The 23462-nt window shown below is 71.7% G+C and carries 15 protein-coding genes; 9 read left to right on the plus strand and 6 right to left on the minus strand.

Annotated features, from left to right (window positions below; all coding sequences use genetic code 11):
• Positions 1 to 41: 41 nt before the first annotated feature.
• From OG609_RS34125 to yczE, 3 genes are read right to left on the minus strand one after another with little or no spacing between them, the layout of a single operon-like run.
• The gene (locus tag OG609_RS34125; protein WP_327276352.1) at positions 42 to 1415 is read right to left on the minus strand and encodes an MFS transporter; all 1374 of its coding nucleotides are present in this window, start codon (positions 1413 to 1415) and stop codon (positions 42 to 44) included.
• A gap of 46 nt (positions 1416 to 1461) precedes the next feature.
• Complete coding sequence (locus OG609_RS34130; protein WP_327276353.1) at positions 1462 to 2226, minus strand: glycerophosphodiester phosphodiesterase; 765 nt, start codon at positions 2224 to 2226, stop codon at positions 1462 to 1464.
• Positions 2223 to 2948 (minus strand): membrane protein YczE, encoded by a 726-nt coding sequence (yczE, locus tag OG609_RS34135; RefSeq protein WP_327276354.1) that lies wholly within the window; start codon positions 2946 to 2948, stop codon positions 2223 to 2225. Before yczE ends, OG609_RS34130 begins: the two co-directional genes overlap by 4 nt.
• A 102-nt stretch (positions 2949 to 3050) precedes the next feature.
• Here yczE and OG609_RS34140 point away from each other — a divergent pair, with 102 nt between their 5' ends.
• Positions 3051 to 4550: an SCO1417 family MocR-like transcription factor gene (locus OG609_RS34140; protein ID WP_327276355.1), complete on the plus strand. Its 1500-nt coding sequence runs from the start codon at positions 3051 to 3053 to the stop codon at positions 4548 to 4550.
• Positions 4551 to 4569: 19 nt separating this feature from the next.
• Here the strand turns inward: OG609_RS34140 and OG609_RS34145 are convergent, their stop codons facing one another.
• Both OG609_RS34145 and OG609_RS34150 read right to left on the minus strand, forming a co-directional pair.
• Positions 4570 to 6186, minus strand: a complete 1617-nt coding sequence (locus OG609_RS34145; protein ID WP_327276356.1) for an ATP-binding protein — start codon at positions 6184 to 6186, stop codon at positions 4570 to 4572.
• Positions 6187 to 6223: 37 nt separating this feature from the next.
• Positions 6224 to 6418, minus strand: a complete 195-nt coding sequence (locus tag OG609_RS34150) for a hypothetical protein (RefSeq protein ID WP_037696696.1) — start codon at positions 6416 to 6418, stop codon at positions 6224 to 6226.
• A 314-nt stretch (positions 6419 to 6732) separates the two neighbouring features.
• Between OG609_RS34150 and OG609_RS34155 the strand changes: the two genes are divergently transcribed.
• The 8 genes from OG609_RS34155 to OG609_RS34190 all read left to right on the plus strand — a co-directional run bounded on the left by OG609_RS34155 (position 6733) and on the right by OG609_RS34190 (position 22662).
• The gene (locus OG609_RS34155; protein WP_327276357.1) at positions 6733 to 7125 is read left to right on the plus strand and encodes an ankyrin repeat domain-containing protein; all 393 of its coding nucleotides are present in this window, start codon (positions 6733 to 6735) and stop codon (positions 7123 to 7125) included.
• A gap of 219 nt (positions 7126 to 7344) precedes the next feature.
• Entirely contained in the window at positions 7345 to 8763 is a 1419-nt protein-coding gene (locus OG609_RS34160; protein ID WP_327276358.1) for a HEAT repeat domain-containing protein, read from the plus strand.
• A gap of 154 nt (positions 8764 to 8917) precedes the next feature.
• Positions 8918 to 10069: a glycosyltransferase family 4 protein gene (locus OG609_RS34165; protein ID WP_327276359.1), complete on the plus strand. Its 1152-nt coding sequence runs from the start codon at positions 8918 to 8920 to the stop codon at positions 10067 to 10069.
• A complete protein-coding gene (locus OG609_RS34170; RefSeq protein ID WP_327276360.1) occupies positions 10066 to 11229 on the plus strand; it encodes a glycosyltransferase in 1164 nt (387 codons plus the stop codon). The genes OG609_RS34165 and OG609_RS34170 overlap by 4 nt, the downstream gene beginning before the upstream one ends.
• Positions 11230 to 11398: 169 nt before the next feature.
• Complete coding sequence (locus tag OG609_RS34175) at positions 11399 to 15055, plus strand: hydantoinase B/oxoprolinase family protein (RefSeq protein ID WP_327276361.1); 3657 nt, start codon at positions 11399 to 11401, stop codon at positions 15053 to 15055.
• 83 nt (positions 15056 to 15138) lie between these two features.
• Positions 15139 to 16665, plus strand: a complete 1527-nt coding sequence (locus tag OG609_RS34180) for a hypothetical protein (protein WP_327276362.1) — start codon at positions 15139 to 15141, stop codon at positions 16663 to 16665.
• 184 nt (positions 16666 to 16849) lie between these two features.
• The gene (locus tag OG609_RS34185) at positions 16850 to 17782 is read left to right on the plus strand and encodes a hypothetical protein (protein WP_327276363.1); all 933 of its coding nucleotides are present in this window, start codon (positions 16850 to 16852) and stop codon (positions 17780 to 17782) included.
• Positions 17783 to 17841: 59 nt separating this feature from the next.
• A complete protein-coding gene (locus OG609_RS34190) occupies positions 17842 to 22662 on the plus strand; it encodes a hypothetical protein (RefSeq protein ID WP_327276364.1) in 4821 nt (1606 codons plus the stop codon).
• A gap of 86 nt (positions 22663 to 22748) precedes the next feature.
• On the opposite strand, the gene OG609_RS34195 is transcribed toward OG609_RS34190, so the two are convergent.
• A complete protein-coding gene (locus OG609_RS34195) occupies positions 22749 to 23231 on the minus strand; it encodes a hypothetical protein (protein WP_382909524.1) in 483 nt (160 codons plus the stop codon).
• Between the last annotated feature and the right edge of the window lie 231 nt (positions 23232 to 23462).

A 23462-nucleotide genomic window follows, 5' to 3' on the forward strand; every position in this document is an offset into this window, starting at 1 on the left:
GCAGGCCAAAGGCGTACACTACCGGCCTTTCACTTCAACGTCTAAATCCGTTCCGGAACGGGATTCCCCGCAGCCGCCACGGCCTGTCGGATCGGCACCCTCGCGAGCAGTACGGAACCGACCACGAAGAAGATCACCAACGAGATGATCGCATCCCGATAGCTCCCGGTCAGCTGATACGCGAGACCGAACACCAGTGGCCCAAGCCAGCTCAGTCCGCGGTCGCTCATCTCGTACGCGGAGAAGTACTCGGCCTCCTTGCCGTGCGGCACCAGATGGGAGAACAGCGAGCGCGACAGCGCCTGGCTGCCGCCGAGCACCAGACCGATCGCCGAGGCCAGCAGATAGAAGAAGACCGGCGTGTCGGCGGGCAGGAAATAGCCGGCGACGAGAATCAGCGTCCAGACGACGAGTGAGCCCAGGATCGTGCGCTTCGCGCCGTACACCCGCGCCAGTCGGCCCATCCCCAGCGCTCCGGCCACCGCGAGCACCTGCACCAGCAGCACGGCCGTGATCAGCGTCGTCTGGTCGAGGCCCAGCTCCTCGGAGCCGTATACCGAGGCCTGGGAGATCACCGTCTGCACGCCGTCGTTGTAGACGAGGTACGCCAGCAGGAAGGAGAGCGTCAGAGGATGGCGGCGCATGTCGCGCAGGGTGGCCATCAGCTGCCGCCACCCCGAGCCGACCGCCCCCTCGCCGCCCGGCGTCACCCGCCGGTCGCGCAGCCGTCGCAGTGGTACGACGGTGAAGGCGCCCCACCAGACGCCCGCCGATGCGAGACAGATCCGCACCGCGTCGGACTCGGAGAGGCCGAAGGAGTCGTGGCCCGTGTACAGGACCAGATTCAGGATGAGGACGAGTGCACCCGAGGTGTATCCGAACGCCCAGCCGCGCGACGAGACCGCGTCCCGTTCGTCCGGTCCGGCGATCTGAGGCAGGTAGGCGTTGTAGAGCACCATCGACACCGAGATCGAGGCGTTCGCCACGATCAGCAGGAACGCGCCCAGCAGATAGCGGTGGCCGTCCAGGAAGAACATGCCGGTGGTCGCGGCGGCCCCCACATAGGCGGCGGCCGCCAGCAGCGGCTTCTTCCGCCCCGTACGGTCCGCGGCGGCGCCCACGACCGGCATGACGATCACCGCGACCACGACGGACACGGAGACCGCGTAGGCGAACAGCGAACCTGCGCGCACCGGTATGCCGAGCGGATGCACGAAACCGTCGGCGTCGGCGGCCGCCTTGGCGACCGACGTCAGATAGGGGCCGAGGAATACCGTCAGGACGCTCGTCGAATAGACGGAGCAGGCGAAGTCGTAGAAATACCAGCCGTGTTGTTCACGTCTGCGGCTCGCGGCATCGGCGGAACCCGTCGTGAGTCCAGTCGGCTCAGCGGTGTCCGCGGTCTCGGCGCTCAACCCGCACCCCCTCGTCTCTCCCCGTGGAGACCTCGCACGGCCGGCGTCAGGCCCAGGCCCCCCGCTCGCTCAGCACCGTACGCAGCGTCTCGATGTGATCGGTCATGATGCCATCCACACCGAGATCGAGGAGCGCTGCCATCCGCTCGGGTTCGTTCACCGTCCAGACGTGCACCTGGAGTCCGCGTGCGTGTGCCTCGCGTACGAAGCGCCGGTCGACCACCCGGACGCCGTTCTGGCTCTCCGGTACCTGCGCGCACACCGCGCCGGCCCGCAGCGCCGCCGGAATTCCGTACGAGCGCAGCCGCAGGCCCAGCACGCCGCGGACGCCGTAGGAGGTGGCGAGCCGGGGCCCGGCGAGACGGTGGGCCCTGGCGACCCGGGTCTCCGAGAACGAGCCGACGCACACCCGGTCCCAGGCATCCGCCCGGCGGATCAGCTCGACCAGTGGGACCAGGGCGGACTCGGCCTTGATGTCGACGTTCCAGCGGGCTTCGGGGAACGTCTCCAGCAGCTCCTCGAACAGCGGCAGCGGCTCCCTGCCCGCCACTCTGGCCTGCCGCACCTCGCTCCATGCCAGCTCGGCTATCCGGCCCCGGGCGTCCGTCACCCGGTCCAGAGTGGCGTCGTGGAAGGCCACCAGACGGCCGTCCGCCGTGGTGTGCACATCGGTCTCGAAGTAGCGGTACCCGGCATCGGCGGCCCGGCGGAACGCGGCCGTGGTGTTCTCGATCCCGTCCGCGGCACCGCCTCGATGGGCGAAGGGGATCGTCGCGGGATGGTCCAGATAGGGGTGGCGTGCGGAGGTCACTGCGGCAGTATGGCCTGCTCCGTTATCCGGGCGGTGACGGTGGTGTCGACGCCGTCCGACTCGGATGCGACGGCGGCCTCGTCATCGGACCCGGCGGCGGCCGCTGTTGCCGGCTTCGCGCCGATCGCGAAGAAGCGCAGGAAGAACTGGGCGAGCGGGCCGATGGCCAGGGCGTAGAGCACCGTGCCCGCGCCGAGCGAGCCGCCGAGCACGAAGCCGGTCACCACGACTGCCACCTCGATCAGAGTGCGCACGAGCCGGATGGAGCGGCCGGTACGCAGATGCAGGCCGGTCATGAGCCCGTCGCGCGGTCCCGGGCCGAACTGCGCCGCGATGTACAGCCCCGTCGCGACACCGTTGACCACGATGCCGGCGACCATCACGGCGATCTGCGCGGCGAGGCCGTGCACATCGGGCACGAGGGCCAGCGTGCCGTCCATGGCGACGCCGATGGCGAAGACATTGGAGACGGTGCCGAGGCCGGGACGCTGTCTGATCGGTATCCACAGCAGGAGAACGGCGGCGCCGACGATGATCGAGACGACCCCGATGGACAGTCCGGTGCGCTCGGCGAGTCCCTGGTGCAGCACCCCCCAGGGTTCGAGGCCGAGACCGGCGCGGACCAGGAGCGCCGAGCTCGCCCCGTACAGCGCAAGGCCGACGTACAGCTGAATCAGCCTTCGAGTGAGGTGCGTCCCGCGAGGGACAGGGGTGATGGACAAGAAGTGCCCCCTGGAGTGGTGGTAGTGGACTGCCGCATGTCACTCTGTGGCAGGGGATTGGCTGCCAACTATGGCCAATCCGAGGAAGGTGGACTGATTTTCATGGCGCAGTGGACTTCGGCAGTCGGTGCGGCACAGCTCGCCCGGCAGCTCCAGGCCCAACAGCCCCGGCCCGCCGGCCCGGGTGCCCGCAGGCCGCCCGCCTATCGTGCGCTGGCCGACGGAGTCCGTCTGCTTGTCCTCGAAGGCCGGGTGCCGGTGGCCGCCCGGCTCCCCTCCGAGCGTGAACTGGCGCTCGCCCTGTCCGTCAGCCGTACCACCGTCGCCGCCGCGTACGAGGCCCTGCGGACCGAGGGGTTCCTGGAGTCCCGCCGGGGTGCCGGCAGCTGGACCGCCGTGCCCGCGGGCAATCCGCTGCCCGCACGCGGTCTGGAACCGCTTCCCCCGGAGTCGCTCGGTTCGATGATCGACCTGGGCTGCGCCTCGCTGCCCGCTCCTGAACCGTGGCTGACCCGGGCGGTCCAGGGCGCCCTGGAGGAGCTGGCACCGTACGCCCACACCCACGGCGACTACCCGGCCGGTCTGCCCGCGCTGCGGCAGATGATCGCCGACCGCTACACCGAGCGCGGCATCCCGACCATGCCCGAACAGATCATGGTCACCACCGGGGCGATGGGCGCGATCGACGCGATCTGCCACCTCTTCGCGGGCCGCGGCGAACGGATCGCGGTGGAGTCCCCGAGCTACGCCAACATCCTGCAGCTGATGCGGGAGGCGGGCGCCCGGCTGGTGCCGGTGGCGATGGAGGAGGGGCTCGGCGGCTGGGACATGAACCGGTGGCGGCAGGTACTGCGGGACGCGGCGCCGCGGCTCGCCTACGTCGTCGCCGACTTCCACAACCCCACCGGTGCGCTGGCCGACGAGGACCGGCGCCGTGACCTGGTGGAAGCCGCCCGCTCCGCCGGTACGGTCCTGGTCGTCGACGAGACCATGAACGAGCTGTATCTCGACGCCGATGTGCAGATGCCGCGCCGGGTCTGCGCCTTCGATCCGGCGGGCTCCACCGTGCTCACCGTCGGATCGGCGAGCAAGGCCTTCTGGGCCGGCATGCGGATCGGCTGGGTGCGCGCCGCCCCGGATGTGATCCGCAGCCTGGTGGCCGCCCGCGCCTACGCCGACATGGGGACGCCCGTCCTTGAGCAGATCGCCGTCAACTGGCTGATGCGTACCGGCGGCTGGGAGCAGGCCGTGCAGGTCAGGCGCGAACAGGCGCGGGAGAACCGGGACTCGCTCGTCGCCGCGGTCCGCCGGGAGCTGCCGGACTGGGAGTTCTCGGTTCCGCGCGGTGGTCTGACCCTCTGGGTGCGTACCGGCGGTCTCTCCGGCTCCCGGCTCGCTGTGGCGGGGGAGCGGGTCGGCGTACGCGTTCCCTCCGGCCCCCGGTTCGGTGTCGACGGCGCCTTCGAGGGGTACGTACGGCTGCCGTTCACGGTCGCCGGGCCGGTCGCGGACGAAGCGGCGGTACGGCTCGCGGCGGCGGCGCAGCTGGTGGGTTCGGGGGCGGTCGCGGGAGTGGAGGCGCCGCGGACGTTCGTCGCCTGAGCAGCCCTGTGCCGTCCGTTCAGTCGCCGACCACCATGCTCTCCACGGCCACGGCCACGGCCGCTGTCACGGTGCGCGGCGTCGCCGGGTCAGGGACGCTCGCCCCGACCGGTGCGGTCTCCTCGGCCGGCGCCTGCAGCCCGGGGAGCAGACCGAGGACCGCCTGCCGCTGCGCCTCGCTGGTCGCCTCGTCGTACGGATCAGGTGTGGCCGGGACCTGAAGCCGCAGTACGGGACCGGTGCCGAGCCGCGCGTACCCCCGGCCGGGCGGGACGTCCGGTGTCGGCGTTGTGTGCGGCTCCGTGCCGAGCACCGACTCGACCTGGTCGCGGGAACAGTGGCCGAGCACGGCCCGGGCTCTGGTGTGGGTCCGTACGGTCTCGCCGAGGGTGTCCAGGCTGTCGAACTGATCTGCCATGACGACGGTGACGTTGGCCGCCCTGCCGTGCCGCAGCGGCACCTGGAGCAGCTCCTGGGGGTCGGGCTTGCCGTCGGCGGCCGCCAGGTGGCCGAGGACGCTGGGCCGGTCCAGCAGGATCCAGAGCGGGCGCTTGATGTCGTCGGGGGCGGGGTGGCCGGACTGCCGGGCCCGGTTCGCCGCGATCAGCCGTCGCTCCGTCTCGTGGGCTGCCCACTCCAGGGCCGCCAGCGCGCCGGCCAGGCCGCACTCCACCGCCAGTACGCCGTCGCGCCCGGTCATGCAGGCGTACTCACCGGTTCCGCTGCCTTCGATGATCAGGATGTCGCCGTGCTGGAGCGCCTGCAGGGCGATGGAGCGCATCAGCGTGGTGGTACCGCTGCCGGGCTGTCCGACGACCAGCAGATGCGGCTCGGTGGAGCGGGCGCCGGTCCGCCAGACGACCGGGGGTGCGTCACGGGTCTGGTCGCCGTCGTTCACCGGAACGGTGCGCTGCACCGCGTCGCCGTCGGTGAAACCCAGCACGGTCTCGCCGGGGGCGGTGACGAAGCGCTGGGCCCCGATCGAGGTGGGCAGGGCGTCGAGCACGGTCATGACGAGCCGATTGCCCTCCTCGTCCCAGGCGAAGTGGTACTCGCGGCCACGGCCCGACTTTGCGTGGAGCAGCTGCTCGATCCGGATGCGGGAGGCGGCTTCGCCGTCGGTGAAGTAAGCGGGATACGTCACCTGGAGACGTGTCAGGCGCCCGTTGCCGTCGAACTCGTAACCGCTGAAGACCTTGTCCCAGTCGCCGCCGTGGGCGAACAGCGGACTTGGGTCGTCGGCCACGGAGAAGTACGGCACGAGTGCCTCGTACAGGGACCGCAACCGCCCGGTCTGCGCCTCGTCGGGGCCGGTCTTCGCGGGAGTCCGCTCCCGGCCCTTCCATGCGGCTGCGCCCATCACCGTGACCAGGGCGAGCACGGACCCGTACGGGATGAGCGCGACCACGAATACGCAGGCCGCGACGGAGAACAGCGTCGGACCACGCTTGTCCTTGGGCGTCGCGGCCCACTTCTGCCGTCCGGCTCCGGCCAGCAGTCGCAGACCACGAGTGATCATGATCAGCGGATGGAGGACGTCGGTGGCGTTGTCGGCGGCCGTGCGCGCGAACTCGCGACTGCGAGTGATCGAGGCGCTGCCGCTGCTCAGAATGCGGGGGAGTGGTCGCCGGGCCACGTCGGTCTCCTGACGGGGTGGGAGTGGTGGCGGAGGGTCAGAACTTGATCCCGCCCAAGAGGCCGGCGAGACTCGCGCCGCCCGCGGTGATGCTCGGTGCGATGGCGGTGCCTGCCAGATAGAAGCCGAACATGGCAGTGACGACGGCGTGCGATGCCTTGAGGCCGTCCTTCCTGAAGAACAGAAAGACGATGATGCCGAGGATGACTACGCCTGACATGGACAGGATCATGAGAGGTTCTCCTGGTTAGGGGACAGTCACCATGAGTCCTTCCAGGTTCACCGGAAGTATCTATACGATAAAAGCTGCATGTGGGTGAAAAGTCTGTATTTTCACCTGATTGGCCCATGTGGGAGTGCCGACAGGACGGAAACCTTGATGTCACGCGCTGTTCCGGCCGTCACCGGACGTGATCTCTGGACATGGGTGGACCGGGTCATGTGCGCGGTTGAGCAGTACTCTGTCGATTCACTCGTACGGCCCCGACGCCGTACGCCCCAGCAGGTCGACAGTGTGAAAACGGTTGATGGAAGGCGGTCCGTCCGATGAGCGAAACCCCCGATCCCGAGGTGGTCGAGCTGGCGACGAAGGTCTTCGATCTGGCCCGCCGCGGTGGGACCGAAGCGCTCGTGGCCTACGTCGACGCGGGTGTTCCCGCGAACCTCACCAATGACCGGGGCGATTCGCTGCTGATGCTTGCCGCCTATCACGGGCACACCGCCACGGTCACCGCCCTCGTCGGCCGTGGCGCCGACCCGGACCGGGCCAACGACCGCGGACAGACACCGCTCGCCGGAGCCGTTTTCAAGGGCGAGGACGCGGTGATCGAGGCGCTGCTCGCAGCAGGGGCCGACCCGGCGGCCGGAACACCCTCCGCACTGGACACTGCACGCATGTTCGGTAAGGCCGACCTGCTGGAACTCTTCGGCTCCCGCTGACCGGGTACGCCGTAAATGTGGTCGCGGTGGCGAAATGGCTGGGTCATCATGACGTCGCGGGCCCGGTTCGGGCCACCGACGAGAGGCAGAGGAAGATGGTCTACACCAAGCAGAAGACGGCGGTCGGCCGATCATGTTGCTGCGCGGCGTAGTGCCCCACCCGGCACTTGGAACTGCACAGTCCCGGTTGCGTCGACAGCTTGATGTGAGGCTTTTTCCATGTTTGATCCGTTCATAGCGCCGAGCGGCACCCTGCTCGGCCTGCTGCAGAGGGGCCGTGGCGACGGCACGCTCCACGCGCTCGCCGCACCACGCCCCGAGGCCCTGGCGGCTCTCAACCACTGCGTCCTGAGCGATCCGCGTCACGACTGGCAGGTGGAGAACCGCTCGCTCTACTACGCACGCCTGTATCTCGACCTCGACGGCGGTATCGAAGAGATCGAGCGCCATCTGTGCGATCCCGACGACCACCTCGACACCGACGACTCACGCACCGGGCTGGCTCTCGCCGTGCTCGGCCACCTCGCCTCGTACGGACGGGACGACGCCCTGGCCCTGCTGCGGCGGTACGCCGCGACCGGGGCCAACTGGGCCTGGGCCCTCGACGAGCTCGCCCTGCGTGACGACGACGCAGGGCTCCGAGCCCTCGCCGTACCCGTGCTCGGCCGGTTCCCGGCCACCGAGGAGGGCGCCGCCGAGCTGGCCGCCGCCGTACGGGACGCCTTTGAACCCCGCCCCTGGCGGCTCTGGGCGGACGACCCGCGCGAAGAGGTCGGCGCCAGGGTCAGGGCCGCCTCCGAACAGGGCTCCTTCGACCGCTGGCAGCGGCAGATGCGGCCCGGCGGCCCCCGCCCCGGCTGGAGCGTCCAGGCCGTCCTCGACTGGGCCCAGCAGGGACTCGAACGCGGCAGCATCCTCCATGTCCCGGCCGCCCGCTGCCTCACCGCCGTCGCCGGACCCGAGGACCGGTCCACGATCACCGAGGCCGCCCGCAGCGGCCCGGAAGGCGCACGCTGCGCCGCCCTGCACTTTCTGGCCGAGGCCAGGGATCCTGCCGTGCTCGACCTGATCGAGATCGCGGCGGTCGGCGCCTCGCGCACCGTCGCCGACGCGGCTGTCGCCGCCTTCGAGCGGATGTGCGGCGACGCGGCGGTGGAGCGCGCCAGGCGCTGGGCCCGACGGCCCGACGCGCTCGGCGCCTCCGCGGCCGGTGTGCTCGCCTGCCGGGGCGGTGCCCAGGACGCCTCACTGGTCCTCGGAGCACTCCGCGAGGCCGTGCGGGGCGAAGGCCCGGACGCACCACGCCTGTGGACCCTCGTCGACGGCACGGGCAGGCTGGGCATCGCCTGTGCGGCCCCCGTACTGCGCCACGTCTACCGGGAGACGTCCTCCTCGCACCTGCGCGGCCGAGCGGCCCGCGCACTGGCCGTGACCGACCCCTCCTTCGCCACCGGATTCGCCGTCGAATGCCTGTGGGACTGCGAGGAGACCACCCGCGAAGTCGCCGCACTCCACGCCGAGACCGGCGACATCAGGGTCGCCGAGCGACTGCGCCGACTCGCCGCGGACCCGGCCGAGGAGGCCGAGGTGCAGACAGCGGTACGCAGCAGGATCGGGCCCGACACCCCAGCGGTCTGACCGGAGTACGCACAGCGGCGCGCGTCGGGGGCGCGCGGTGCGAACGGGCGAGCAGCGCGTCGGGGGCGCGCTCGGCTCAAACGCTCATGGGACGTTCCCCGGGCGGAAAGATCCAAGTCGGCCCGGACACGTCCGGCGTGGCGACAACACAGGTATGCGTGTCGTCATCGTCACCGAGTCCTTCCCGCCCGATATCAACGGCGTGGCCCACTGCACCCTGCAGACGGCCCGGCATCTCGCCGGCCGCGGCCACGACCCGCTCGTCGTCGCCCCGGCCACGGCCGGCGCGACGACCACATCCCGTTCGGACCACTCCGACGCCTTCGAAGCCGACGCACCGTGCCCCGTGGTGCGGGTCCCCTCACTTCCCCTGCCCGGCTATCCCCAGGTCCGGGTGGCACTTCCGAGCCGGCGGCTGACGGCCGCCCTCACCGCGCACCGCGCCGAACTCGTCCATCTGGCAGGACCCTTCGTGCTCGGCGCACGGGGCATGGCAGCCGCGACCAGGCTCGGGCTGCCGACCGTGGCCGTCTACCAGACCGACCTGGCCGGCTACGCACGCACGTATCTCGGCACCGGCGAGAACACCGCCTGGCGCCGGATGCGCGCCGTGCACAGCGCCGCCGACCGCACGCTCGCCCCGTCCACCGCCGCCGTCCGCGACCTCATCGAACACGGCGTGCCCCGGGTACGGCTGTGGCCACGCGGCGTCGACACCGCACGATTTCGGCCCGGACTGCGGGACGAGGCACTGCGCCGCCGTCTCGCCCCCGGCAGGGAGCGGATCGTCGGGTACGTCGGACGGCTCGCCCCGGAGAAACACGTCGAACTCCTCGCCGGGGCCTGCGCGATACCCGGGGTCCGGGTCGTGGTCGTCGGGGACGGCCCCAGTGATGCATCGCTGCGGACCGCCCTGCCCGGCGCGGTCTTCCTCGGCCGCAGGACAGGGGACGACCTCGCCCGGTTCTGCGCCTCGCTCGACATGTTCGTGCACACAGGGCCGTACGAGACGTTCTGCCAGACGGTGCAGGAGGCCATGGCCTCCGGAGTACCCGTGATCGCCCCGGCGGCGGGCGGACCGCTCGACCTCGTCGACCACGGGCGGACCGGGCTGCTGGTCCCGCCGCTCGACACCGGTGCCGTGGCGGCGGCAGTCGGCGCACTCGCCGCGGACCCCGCGCTCGCGGCGGCCTACGGCGCCACCGGCCGGGCCACGGTCGAGGGCCGGACGTGGCAGGCCGTGGGTGATCAACTCCTGGACCACTACGACGAGGTGCTGCGCGACCGGACGGCGGTGGCGGCATGACCGACTGCGAACAGCGGACGGTCATCGTCCGGCTGGCGAACTTCATCACCCCGTCGTCGGGCGGACTGCGTACCGCCCTTGACGAACTCGGCCGCGGCTATCTCGCGGCCGGGCACGAGCCGGTGCTCATCGTTCCCGGCGACACACGGAGCGACGAGCGTACGGAGCAGGGGAGGGTGATCACGCTCCCCGGGCCGGTCCTGCCGGGCAGCGGAGGCTACCGCGTACTGGCAGGCCGGCGCAGCCTCCGCCACCTCCTGGAAACGCTGCGGCCCGACCGTCTTGAGGTCTCCGACCGGACCACGCTGCGATGGACGGGGGAGTGGGCGCGCCGTGCCAGGGTGCCCGCCGTGATGGTCTCCCACGAGACGGCCGACGGGGTGCTGCGCACCTGGGGCGTCCCGGCCGGCGCGGCCGGACGTACGGCCGACCGCCTCAACGCGCGCAGCGCCCACGCGTACACGCGGATCGTGTGCACCACGCAATGGGCGGAGCGCGAGTTCCTGCGCATCGGCGCCCGCAATGTGGTGCGCGCCCCGCTCGGCGTGGACCTGCGGCGCTGCCGCCCCCACCGGCGCAGTACGGTGCTGCGCGCCCGGCACCTGCACGGCCGGGACGTGCTGCTTCTGCTGTGCTCGCGGCTCTCGGTCGAGAAACGCCCCGGCCGGGCCCTGGAGACGATTGCCGAGCTGCGGCGTCGGGGGGTGCGCGCGGCGCTGGTCGTCGCGGGCGACGGGCCACTGCGTGCGGGCCTGGAGGGCAGAGCTCGGGCGCAGCGGCTGCCGGTCGAATTCCTGGGCCATGTGCGGGACCGGGAGACTCTGGCGGATCTGCAGGCGGCGGCCGACATCTGCCTGGCGCCCGGACCCGCCGAGACGTTCGGCCTGTCGGCCCTGGAGGCACTGGCCTGCGGCACCCCGGTGGTGGCGAGCGCGAGTTCCGCGCTGCCGGAGGTGATCGGCGGTGCCGGAGTGGCCGCCGCGGACACGGGTGAGGCGTTCGCCGCCGCGGTACGGGAGCTGCTCGGGCGCCCGCAGGACGGGCGTCGCGCCGAGGCGAGGCAGCGGGCCGAGCTCTTCGGCTGGGACCGCTCGGTGGCCGCGTTCCTGGCCGCGCACGATGTGCCGGACCGGGGAGGGGTTGCGGGGGTACGGACATGAAGGGGGCGTCGGTGCTGTCAGGCATCCCGGGGCCGCACGCTTCCACTGCGTCGACCGAGGCGGCGCTGCGGAGCGCGCTGGCCGCCGTACAGCCGGCCGGTGCGCCGGCCGGCGGGGAACAGGCCGTGCCGTCCGGGACGTTGTCCGTGCCGCGAGTCAGTATGGAGGGATGACCGGACGCTGGGATTTCTGGATCGACCGTGGCGGGACATTTACCGACGTCGTGGGCCGGGATCCCGATGGGCACCTGGTCACCCGCAAGCTGCTCTCCCACGACCCGGACCGCTATCGCGACGCCGCCGTGGCCGGAATCCGGTCGCTGCTGGGCCTCGGCCCCACCGGCCCGGTCCCCGCCGACCGGGTCGGCACGGTGAAGATCGGCACGACGGTCGCCACCAACGCCCTGCTGGAGCGGCGCGGTGAGCGGACCGTCCTGGTCATCACGGAAGGCTTCCGCGACGCGCTGCGCATCGCGTACCAGAACCGGCCGAGACTCTTCGACCGCCGCATCCTGCTGCCCGAGGCCGTGTACGAGCGGGTGATCGAGGTCCCCGAGCGGATCGATGCCCAGGGCCGGGTCGTCACACCGCTCGACCGGGATGCGGTGGCCGAGCGACTGATGGCGGCCCGGGCCGACGGACTGCGCAGCGCGGCGGTCGTCCTGATGCACGGCTACCGCCACCCCGGACACGAGAGCGCCGTGGCCGCCGCAGCCCGCGAGGCCGGCTTCACCCAGGTGAGCTGCTCGCACGAGGTGAGCGCGCTGATAAAGCTCGTACCACGCGGCGACACCACCGTCGTCGACGCCTATCTCTCGCCGATCCTGCGCCGGTACGTCGACGAGGTCGCCCGCGAACTCGACGGCATCCGGCTGATGTTCATGCAGTCCAACGGCGGGCTGCGCGAAGCCTCCCACTTCCGGGGCAAGGACGCGGTGCTCTCCGGCCCCGCCGGTGGCGTGGTCGGCATGGCCCGTACGTCCGGACAGGCCGGATTCGACCGGGTCATCGGCTTCGACATGGGCGGCACCTCCACCGATGTGTCGCACTACGCGGGCGAGTTCGAGCGCGAACTGGGCACTCAGGTGGCCGGTGTGCGGATGCGCGCCCCCATGATGAACATCCACACCGTCGCCGCCGGCGGCGGCTCCGTCCTGCACTTCGACGGCCAGCGCTACCGCGTCGGCCCGGACTCGGCGGGCGCGATCCCCGGCCCGGCCTGCTACCGCCGCGGCGGGCCGCTGACCGTCACCGACGCCAATGTGATGCTCGGCCGGGTCCAGTCCGCGCACTTCCCGGCCGTCTTCGGACCGGACGGCAACCTTCCACTTGACGCGGATCTCGTCCGTGAGCGCTTCGACGCGCTTGCCGAGGACGTGGCGCGCGCCACCGGAATGCGGCGCACGGCGGCCGAGGTCGCCGCCGGGTTCCTGGAGATCGCCGTGCTCAACATGGCGAACGCGGTCAAGAAGATCTCCGTGCAGCGCGGACACGACATCACCCGCTACGCCCTGACCGGCTTCGGCGGCGCCGGAGGCCAGCACGTCTGCGCCGTTGCCGACGCCCTGGGCATCGACACGGTCCTCGTACCGCCCCTGGCCGGCGTGCTCTCCGCGTACGGCATCGGTCTCGCCGACGCCACCGCGATGCGTGAACAGTCCGTCGAGGCGGAACTGAACGAGGCGACCCGTACCGCGCTGGGCGAACTCTGCGACGAACTCGCCGCCCGCACTCGCGCCGAACTGCGCGCCGACGCCATCCCCGACAGCGCGATCAGCACGCACGCCCGCGTGCTCCTGCGCTACGCCGGTACGGACTCGAGCCTGCCCGTCGGCCTGGACAGCGCACCCGCCATGGCCGAGGCGTTCACCGAGGAGCACCGCGCACGCTACGCGTTCACCATGGACAAACCCCTGGTCGTCGAGGCGGTGTCGGTCGAGGCGATCGGAACGGCGGGACAGCACGAACCGCGCCCGGCCGACCGCACACCCCATGAGAGCGCAGAACCTCAACCGCACGACACCGTAAGGATGTTCGCCGGCGGCCGATGGCAGGACACCCCGCTCCACCGGCGCGAGGAACTACACCCTGCGGACACCGTGACCGGCCCTGCCGTGATCGCAGAGGCGGATGCCACCACTGTCGTCGCCCCGGGCTGGCAGGCCGCTCTCGCCGGCACCGGCCATCTGCTGCTCACCAGGGTCAGCCCGCGCCCGGACCGCACGGCCGTCGGTACCCGGGTCGACCCCGTCATGCTGGAGGTCTTCAACAACCTCTTCATGTCGATCGCCGAACAGATGGGCGTGCGCCTGGAGAACACGGCCCACTCCGTCAACATCAAGGAGCGGCTCGACTTCTCCTGCGCCCTCTTCGACGCGGACGGCAATCTGATCGCCAATGCCCCGCACATTCCCGTGCACCTCGGTTCGATGGGGGAGTCGATCAAAGAGGTGCTGAGGCGCAACAGTGGCGTGATGCGGCCGGGCGATGTATACGCCATCAACGATCCGTACCACGGGGGCACGCATCTGCCCGATGTGACCGTTGTGACACCCGTGTTCGACGAGACCAGTGGTGAGAAGCCGCAGCTGCGCTTCCTTGTGGCCTCACGTGGACACCACGCCGAGATCGGCGGCATCACCCCCGGCTCCATGCCCGCCTTCAGCCGCACCATCCACGAGGAAGGAGTGCTGTTCGACAACTGGCTGCTGGTACGGGACGGCAGACTCCGCGAGGCCGAGACGCGCGAGCTGCTCACCACCGCCGCGTACCCCTCCCGCGACCCGGACACCAACATCGCCGATCTGCGCGCCCAGATCGCCGCCAATGAGAAGGGGATCGCCGAACTCCGGCGCATGGTCGAACAGTTCGGGTCCGAGGCCGTAGCCGCGTACATGGGACACGTACAGGACAACGCAGAGGAGTCCGTCCGCCGGATCATCGCCGAACTGCACGACGGCGCCTACCGCTACGAGACCGACAACGGCGCGGTCATCGAGGTCACCCTCACCGTGGACAAGGCCACCCGCAGCGCAGTCGTCGACTTCACCGGCACCTCACCGCAGCAGCCGGGTAACTTCAACGCACCGAAATCCGTGGTGATGGCGGCGGTCCTGTACGTCTTCCGGACCCTGGTCGCGGACGACATCCCGCTCAACAGTGGCTGCCTCAAGCCCCTGGAGGTCAGAATTCCGGAGGGCTCCATGCTGTCCCCCGTCCATCCGGCGGCCACCGTGGCGGGAAACGTGGAGACGTCCCAGGCCGTCACCGGTGCTCTGTACGCGGCGCTCGGTATCCAGGCCGAAGGGTCGGGCACCATGAACAACCTCACTTTCGGCAACGAACGGGTCCAGTACTACGAGACCGTGGCGAGCGGCTCGGGCGCGGGCGACGGCTTCGACGGCGTCGACGCCGTACAGACCCATATGACCAACTCCCGCCTCACCGACCCCGAAGTCCTCGAATGGCGCTACCCCGTGCTGCTGGAGAGCTTCCGGGTACGGGACGGCAGCGGGGGTGCGGGGCGTTGGCACGGCGGCTGCGGTGTGGAGCGGAGAATCCGCTTCCTCGAACCCGTGACCCTGGCGCTGCTCTCCGGCCACCGCCGGGTCCGGCCGTACGGCATGGCGGGCGGTGAACCCGGCGCGCTGGGTGAGCAGCACATCGAGCGCTCCGACGGCGGGGCGGTCACACCACTGCGCGGCTGTGACACGGCCGAGCTGGAGCGGGGGGACGTACTCGTGCTCCGCACACCGGGCGGCGGGGGCTACGGAGCCCCGGAGCCGGGCCGCAACGACCGCCCGGAACGCGCCGGGGAACGGCTGTGAAGTCGGCGCCGGCCGGCTCCGGGCAAGGGGTCGCTTCTGCGCCGTTTCGACCGTTGTCAGTGTGAGGACCTAATCTGTGCAGCGTGACTTCGCCTGCCTACACGGACAACGCTGCGCCCCAGCTCAGCGCGGGGCCGCGGCCTGCCCCGGGCCCGGCCGCCGACGAGGGGCTCTCGCGGCGGCTGCGCGCGCTCGCCTGCACGGCGCCACTGCACGACCTCGATGTGCGCAAGGCGAATCTGGCCGGCGAGTACACCGTCTACGCGATGGCCGAGGTCGCACTCGCCGCAATCGACCACGTCACCCTCAACATGGACTTCGATACGGGTGCCGATCACGACCAGATAGTGACCAGACTGCTTCCCCGCGTCGCCGCGCAGGCCCCGCGCCGCCCGGCCGCCGAGCACGAGCGGGTCGCCCGATGGGTGCTGGAGAACCTGATCAATGTCGGCAGCGTCGACCGCGGATTCCGTGCGGTGTACGGCACTTTCGGCTCCGATGGGGTGTATGTCCGCCGAGATTATGACTTCAAGCTGATCGAAGAGGTCCCGGGATACGGCGGCACCGTCTATCTCCGGGCCACCGACGAGGCGGTCAACGTTCTGGTCGGCGCCCTCGACACGGACGTCACCAGCGCTCAGATCGCCGCCGAGGTGAAGCTGGAGGTCCTCATCAGCCGGGGCCGCCTGGCGGACGCACAGCTCGCCGCCGAGCAGGCCCGCTACCGCACCGTGCAGTACGCGGAGACCCTCCGCAAGACGCTGGAGGCCACCCGGCGCAACGTCCGGGCCGTCGACTGGCTCAACGCGGTACCCGACATGATCGCCGAAGCGCTTGATCACGTCGCCGACCGCTACCGCCACGAGAACGCGATCCTCACCAATATCCGCAAGGCGCGTGACGAGGCCGAGGAGCCCGAGCACAAGCGGCGCGCCGCCGAGCTCGTCGACATCGTCAAGGACTGCATCCGCCGCCACACCCAGTTGCAGTCCCGCCTGCTGGAAGCCGGACCGCTCTTCCGCGCCGAACAGGACCGGCAGGCGTTCGCCACCCCCACGGCCCGCACAGGCCTCGATCTCTACGGTCAGCTGGTCGCCCCGCTGCTGCCGCTCCCCGTCGAACAGGCGATCCGCGTCACGGACGCGTTCTTCGCCCACGGCACCGGGCTGCGCACGCCTACCTCGGTACGGGTGGGCGACCTCGTCGACATGCTGCTCACCCCGCCCCTGGAGCGGGAACACCTGGGCGCCGAAATGCCCGAACCCGATCTGATCGCCACCCCGGACGACAGCAGGTTCAGCGAGGAGCAGCTCGCGAGCGCCATGGAACTCCTCGACCTGGAGCACGACGCCCCGCGCCGGCTCTCCGGGCTCCTCGCGGAGGCCCGGCGCCGCGATCCCGAACTGCCCTATCTGGTCGCTCTGCTCGCGGTGCACGCCGCGAGTCCGCCGGTCGGCACCGCCTACCGGCAGGGCGAGCAGCGCCTGTTGTTCTCCGTCGACGACGGGACACAGCTCGACGACCCGGAGTTCGGCGGTGCGGACCTGATAGTGGGTACGGCCCTGCTGGACGCGGCCGGAATGGCCGCGGACCGCTCCGAGGCGTCATGAGCGGCGCGCCCCGTGAGGCACATGCCGCGCCGGCCCGGTCGGCGCACGTCGGCCATGGACGTCGCCGGCCTGCCCCCGCCCACGCGGTGTGCGCGGGCAGGACCGCGCCGCCCAGGACGGATGCCGCGAGAACCGGCGCAGTCCACCCCGTACCGAAGAGATTCCGCATCGAGGAGCGACAGTCGTGAGCGACCACCGCGCACAGCATGCCGACGCGTGGAGCGAGCCGACCGCCGCGTACGCGACCGAGAGCCAGACGCCCGCCGACCCGGCAGGGCCCACAGCCGCCACCGCACCCGTCACCCCGGCCGACGCAGCCGACGCCGCCCGGCTCGTCGCCTTCGGGCTGCAGCCCAAACTGCTGCCCGCACGCGACGCCGAATACGCCGAACTGCTCCGCCGCTACCGGGAGGAGCCCACTTTCGCCCGGCTCGCCGACGCAGTGGCGACCGGACTCGGCCTGGTCGTCCTGGAAGTGTCCACCCGCGCCGGCATGGCCGTGACCGCCGGTGAGGACTCGGTCTTCGCCGTCCGCATGGGCGACTACGCCCGCCGCGCCTCGTCCGACTCCGCCGACCGCTTCCTGCACGGGCTCGCGCACCTCGCCGTCGCCGCGATGGCCTTCCCCCGCCCCGAGGACCTCGCCGACGACGCGTACATCGGCCGGATCACCGTCAACGGCGTCGACTCGTTCGTACGCCAGGCGTGCCACCGCCTGGAGGAGCGCGCCGAGGAGCACGGCGACAACACCGACCCGGCCACCGACGCCCCCGGACTGGAGGCGGCCTGGCGGATCTACGCCCGCCGCAGCTCCACCGGAGCCACGAAGGACGCCCGAAGGCTGGCCGGCTCCACCACCGGCATCGTCGGCAAGGCCGTCGCCTTCCTCACCGACTCCGGCTTCCTCCAGCGCACCGGGGACGACGCCGGAGGCGCCTTCCGTACCACCGCCCGCTACCAACTCCAGGTCCGCGACATGGCCGGTAGCGCCGCCATGGCCGAACTGCTGGAACTCGGAGTCGTACCGGTGACCGACGGAACGGCGACACTGCTGCCGCCGCCCGACCCCGACGACCTGGAGCTGGTCGCCGACGCCGGTCTGCCCTTCCACGCCTGACCGGCCCGCCCCATCACCGCCGTCTCCCCCCGCTGCCTGAACGACGAGAGTCCGCCGCCATGTACGAGCTGTCCCGGGTCCGCCTCTACTCCATCGGGCCTGCCGGTGCGCGCTATGCCGACACCGTGCTTGACCTGCGTGGAGTGGGCGATCCCGTGCCCAACCCCGCCCCGGCACAGGCGGAGTTCTTCGAGGAGGAGCCGGTCGGCCCGCCGCGCCGCCCCGCCCCTGCCGGTGTGCTCTTCCTGGAGAACGGCGGCGGCAAGTCGGTGCTGCTGAAGCTGATCTTCTCGGTGATGCTGCCCGGCCACCGCAACACCCTCGGCGGCGCCAGCTCCGGCGTACTGCGCAAGTTCCTGCTCGCCGACGACTGCGGTCATGTCGCCCTGGAGTGGCAGCACACCCTCACCGGCGAGTGCGTCGTCGTCGGCAAGGTCAGCGAGTGGCGTGGACGGCAGGTCTCCAACGACCCGCGGAAGTTCGCGGAGGCCTGGTACTCCTTCCGCCCCGGGCCCGGTCTCAGCCTGGACTCCCTGCCGGTCGCCGAGGCCACCTCCGTGCACCGCCCCGTCGAAGGCGTCTCCGGCGCGCAGGGCCGCCGGCGCACGATGAAGGGCTTCCGCGACGCCCTGACCGAGGCGGGCAAGTTCTACCAACACCTCGATGTGCACTGGGAAGAGATCCACGACCGCTGGAACGAGCACCTCGGTGACCTCGGTCTCGACCCCGAACTCTTCCGCTACCAGCGCGAGATGAACGCTGACGAGGGCGAGGCGGCCGGCCTCTTCGCGGTCAAGAAGGACTCCGACTTCACCGATCTCCTACTCCGCGCCGTCACGGACACTCGTGACACGGACGGGCTCGCCGACCTGGTGAGCGGCTTCGGCAACAAGCTTGGCCGCCGAGCCGAGCTGACCGCGGAGCGCGACTTCACCGCGGGCTCGGTCGATCTGCTCGGCCGGATCGTCGAGGCCGCGGGCACCCGGTCCCGCACCCGGGACATCCACGCGGGCGCCGAGCGCCGCACCCGTATGCTCGCCCGCAGGCTCTCCGCCCGCGCCGGCCAGGAGCGCGGCCGGACCGCCGAGCTCGCCCAGCAGGTGACGGGCGCCGCGCACACCGTCACCACCGCCGAGGAGGCCCGCAGCCGCAGCGCCCTGATTGCGGCCGAACTGGCCTACCGGCACGCCTCCCTGGCCCTGACCGCGGCGGAGAAGCGCGCTGCCGCCCAGCGCCGCGAACTGGTCGACGCCCGCACCCTGCACTCCGCCTGGCAGGCTGCCGAGGCCGTACTGCGACACCGCGCCGCCGCCGACCGCTCCGCACGTGTAGCCGTGGCCATCCGCGAGGCGGAGCGCGACGCCGCGCCTGCGCTCGCCGCCCGCGCCGAGGCCGCCGCCGATCTCGTACGGGCCCTGCACACCGCGGCGGAGGCCGGCGAGACCCTGGCCAACGAGGAGGAGGAGCGCTCCGACACCCTCCAGACGGCGGGCGAGACCGCCCATCGCGATGCCACCACCGCAGCCACCGAGGCCCAGCGCGCCCGCAGCGAGGCCGGACATCTGCGCCAGCGCCTTGCCGAGGTCGAGCAGGAGACGGCAGAGGCGGTACGGGCCGGCTGGCTCGACAACACCGCGCCGGACGCCGATCCGGCGCGCGCCGCACTCGCCGCGAGCGACGCCGAGCAGTCCGCCGTCGCCGCATGGGACACCGCCAGGGAGGCCGCCCGCTCGGCGGCCGACCTGGCCAGGGAAGCCGCAGCCGCCGAGAGCCGTGCCGAACTCACCGCGGCGCGCGCCGCAGATGCCGCACAGGCCGCGGATCAGTCGCACGAGGCCGAGCTCAGGGCCGCCGAGTCGATCGCCGCCGACCACCGTCTGGCCGACCTGCTGGGCCTGCCCGCCACGCACGGCACAGGCGTGCCCCGGCCCCGCCGCGGAGCGGCCGCAACGGAGACGGACCCGGACGCCCCGCACAGTCAGGACCCCCAGGACCGGCACCAGGAACAGGCAGGCCAGGCGGGTCAAGAAGGCCAGACAGGCCGGCCGGACCGGACCGCCCACGCCACGCACACCGTCACTGCCGAACAGCCCGCCGCCCACGAACAGCCGCTCACCGCCCAGGAGCTGGACCGCAGCGCCGACGAACTGCGGGAGCTGCTCGACCAGGGCATCGCCTCCGCCGAGCGCCGCCTCTTCGAACTGCGCACCGCGGCCGCCGACGACTCCCGCATCCTCGGCGCACTCGGCGACGGCGGACTGCTGCCGCCCGGCCCAGATGTCCTGGCCACCGTCGAATACCTCGGCGAGCACGGTATCCCCGCCCTTCCCGGCTGGCGATACCTCGCCCAGGCCGTCGACCCCGCCGACCACGCGGCTGTACTCGCCGCTCGTCCCGAACTTGTCGACGGCGTGGTCATCACCGACCCCGACTCGCATGCCCGCGCCCGCGACGTCCTGAGCGGCGCCGCCCTTCTGCCGCGCTCCGCCGTCGCTGTAGGCACCGCCGCCGCGCTCCTCGCCCCCGTCCCGGCCACCGGCACGGGCTCGGCCGAGAGCACGGAAGGGGTGTTCCTCGTTCCGCCGAACCCGGCGATGCACGACGAACACGCGGCCGACGAGGAGCGGCAGGCTCTCAGGAGCAGGGCCGCCGCCCGCGACGAGGACATCCGCACCCTCGCGGCCCGCCTCACCGCCGACCGCTCCCTCGCTGCCCGCATCGGCTCCTGGCGCGCCGACTGCCCGCCCGGCATGCTCGCCGAGCTCGCCGAAGCAGCCCGCACCGCCCGTTCGGCCGCCGAGGCGGCAGAGGCCGCACTCGCCGAAGCCCGGACCGTGCGTGCCGAGGCCGACGAGGCCGCCGCGGACACCGCCCGCGTCCGCGATGAACGCCAGGAGGCCGCCCAGCGCGCCCGTCGCGCCGCCGACGCCCTCGCGGGCCTCGCCCACCGACTCCGCGAACGCGCGGGCTGGCAGGCGAAACTGCGTGATCTGATCGACGAAGCAGCCGAGTCCGAGGCCCGCGCCACCGTCTGCCTGGAGCGGGCCCGCGCCGCCGACGAAGACCGCAGGGCCGCTCAGCGCGCCGCCGACGACGCCCGCCGCACCGCCCGCGCCCTGCGTGCCGAACGTGCCGAGATCGCAGGTGCCCCCGAGCACCTCCCGGAGCCCGAGGGCGACACCCCACGCCCCGCGCTTCCCGCGCTGCGGGAGGCCTACCGAGCCGCATCCCAGCTGTACGAGAAGGTAGGCGTCGGCGCCGACCTGCGCGCCGAACAGGCCCGCGCGGAGAGCGACGAGAGTGCCGCCCTTGCCGAGCTGGACCGGCTCACCAACAAGGTCCGCACCCGGGCCGCCCAGCTTCTCGAAGGCACCGACGGCGCCGACGGCCCCTCCAGGCAGGCAGCCGCCGCCCGCGCCGAATCCCTGGTCCAGCTCCTGGAAACCAGGGCCTCCACCGCGAGCGAGCAGCTGGGCCGGCTGCGGGGAGAGGCCGAGCGCCTGGCCCCGGTCGACGGCGAGACCCATCACACCGAACTCCCCGACGAGCTGGTCCCCGCCGACGCCGAGCAGGCCCAGGCCCTCCTGCGTACCGCCACGGCCGAACTGGCATCCGCCACCGCAACCCTGGACACCGCCCGCGCCGCCCACGCCGAGCTGCTGTACGCCCACCGCACCGCCGAGGACTCCGCAGGCGGCTTCGATGAGACCGCGGCACTTCTGCGCGACCTCCTCAGAGATCACGGCGCGGACGACGACACCGAGACCCCCGAGCCGTACCCGGGCAGCCTCGATGAGGCCCGGCAGTCCGCCGCAGAGGCTCGCCGTTCACTGCGCGGCTGCGCCGCTGACCTGTCCGCCTCGGAGAGCGCCGTACGGGAAGCGAGCGACGTCCTCGTACGGCACGCCAACTCCACCCGCTACGAACAGGTCCGCACCCCCGCCCGCCAGCAGATCCGCGAACTGCCGGCTGCGGCACTGCCCGAGCACGCCGAGAAGTGGGCCGCCGCCTTCGCACCCCGGCTCCGTGTCCTCACCGACGAGCTGGCCCAGTTGGAGCGCAACCGCGACTCCATCGTCGACCGGCTGCGCGGCCTCGTGGAGTCCGCGCTCACCACCCTCCGCTCCGCCCAGCGGCTCTCCCAGCTCCCCGAAGGACTGGGGGAGTGGTCAGGCCAGGAGTTCCTCCGGATCCGCTTCGAGGAACCCGATCAGGCGACGCTCACCGAGCGCCTCGGCGAGGTCATCGACGAGGCCACCCGCGCCGCCCTGAAGAAGAACTCCGATCTGCGCAGGGACGGCATGTCCCTCCTGCTGCGCGGTGTGCAGGCGGCGCTGGAGCCCAAGGGCATTGCCGTGGAGATCCTCAAGCCGGACGCGGTGCTCCGTGCCGAACGCGTCCCGGTCGGACAGATGGGTGACGTCTTCTCCGGCGGTCAGCTGCTCACCGCCGCCATCGCCCTGTACTGCACGATGGCCGCACTGCGCAGCAACGACCGGGGCCGCGACCGCCATCAGCACCGGCACGCGGGCACGCTGTTCCTGGACAACCCCATCGGTCGGGCCAACGCCACCTATCTGCTGGAGCTCCAGCGAGCGGTGTCGGACGCCCTCGGCGTACAACTGCTCTACACGACCGGACTCTTCGACACCACGGCGCTCGCTGAATTCCCGTTGGTCATCCGGTTGCGCAATGACGCGGACCTGCGGGCCGGGCTGAAGTACATCAGCGTGGAGGAGCACCTTCGCCCCGGGCTGCCGCAGCAGGACCCGAACGGCGAGACGGTGCACGGCGAGATCACCGCCACCCGCATGTTCAAGCGTGCCATGACACCGCCCGACACCGCCCGGGTTCCTGCTCAGGGCCCGTCCGACGAGTAGGGACGACGAGCAGAACGACGAGTAGGGAGCCGACGCGGCCGCAGGCCGCGAGAGCCCGGCTCGATCCATGGGAGGCCGGGCGGCGCTCAGGCCCGCGAGAGGCGGCCCGCGCCCCGGCGGCGTATCCGCGCATCGTCCCGCTGCGCGGTCCGCGCCGCCCGCCGGGCTCTGCGCCGCTCACGGCGCAACTGCCGCGCCGAACTGCTCGGTACGGACACCACGCCGTTGCGCTGATTCCAGACCTGCCGGGTGACCCAGACATCCAGCACCGACCAGGTCGTAACCACTGTGCTGCCCACACTGCTCAGCACCATCGGAAAGGCAAGCCAGGACCCTGCCAGCGTGCACAGGAACGCCACCATGGCCTGGATGATCGTCAGCGACATGATGAGCACGGCACGCACGGCAGCCTTACGGACCGGGTCCGGCATCCGCCGTCGTATCGCAGGCTCTTCCACCCAGAGCTGCCGGTGCTGCTGGCGCGGGATCTTCGCCCCGCCGGTCGCCGCCGAGACCGCCGTCGCCGCCGGTGCCGACGACACCGGACTCCGACGCTCTTCCGTATCCAAGGACTCTCAACTCCCCACCGCTGTCCGACCTCAGGGTTGCTGCCCGGCATGCGCCGCTTCTACGCGAGCGGACCGGACCGTCCTGCCCTGAGCGCTTCCCATGTTCCCCTGACCCGTACAGAGAGACGAGTGACCAGCTGTGAGGATTCCCTCGACCCGTCACCGAACGAAGAATTCCAGCCAACTGCCCTGCCGAACAGTGTGATGCTCTGACAGGTCTCTTCTGCCGCT

The sequence above is a fragment of the Streptomyces sp. NBC_01224 genome (assembly GCF_036002945.1).
GTDB lineage: Bacteria > Actinomycetota > Actinomycetes > Streptomycetales > Streptomycetaceae > Streptomyces.

Coding starts and splice junctions, on each gene's coding strand:
- OG609_RS34140 (WP_327276355.1), top strand. CDS start 3,051: ATGGCGCAGTGGACTTCGGCAGTCGGTGCGGCACAGCTCGCCCGGCAG.
- OG609_RS34150 (WP_037696696.1), bottom strand. CDS start 6,418: ATGATCCTGTCCATGTCAGGCGTAGTCATCCTCGGCATCATCGTCTTT.
- OG609_RS34155 (WP_327276357.1), top strand. CDS start 6,733: ATGAGCGAAACCCCCGATCCCGAGGTGGTCGAGCTGGCGACGAAGGTC.
- OG609_RS34160 (WP_327276358.1), top strand. CDS start 7,345: ATGTTTGATCCGTTCATAGCGCCGAGCGGCACCCTGCTCGGCCTGCTG.
- OG609_RS34165 (WP_327276359.1), top strand. CDS start 8,918: ATGCGTGTCGTCATCGTCACCGAGTCCTTCCCGCCCGATATCAACGGC.
- OG609_RS34170 (WP_327276360.1), top strand. CDS start 10,066: ATGACCGACTGCGAACAGCGGACGGTCATCGTCCGGCTGGCGAACTTC.
- OG609_RS34175 (WP_327276361.1), top strand. CDS start 11,399: ATGACCGGACGCTGGGATTTCTGGATCGACCGTGGCGGGACATTTACC.
- OG609_RS34190 (WP_327276364.1), top strand. CDS start 17,842: ATGTACGAGCTGTCCCGGGTCCGCCTCTACTCCATCGGGCCTGCCGGT.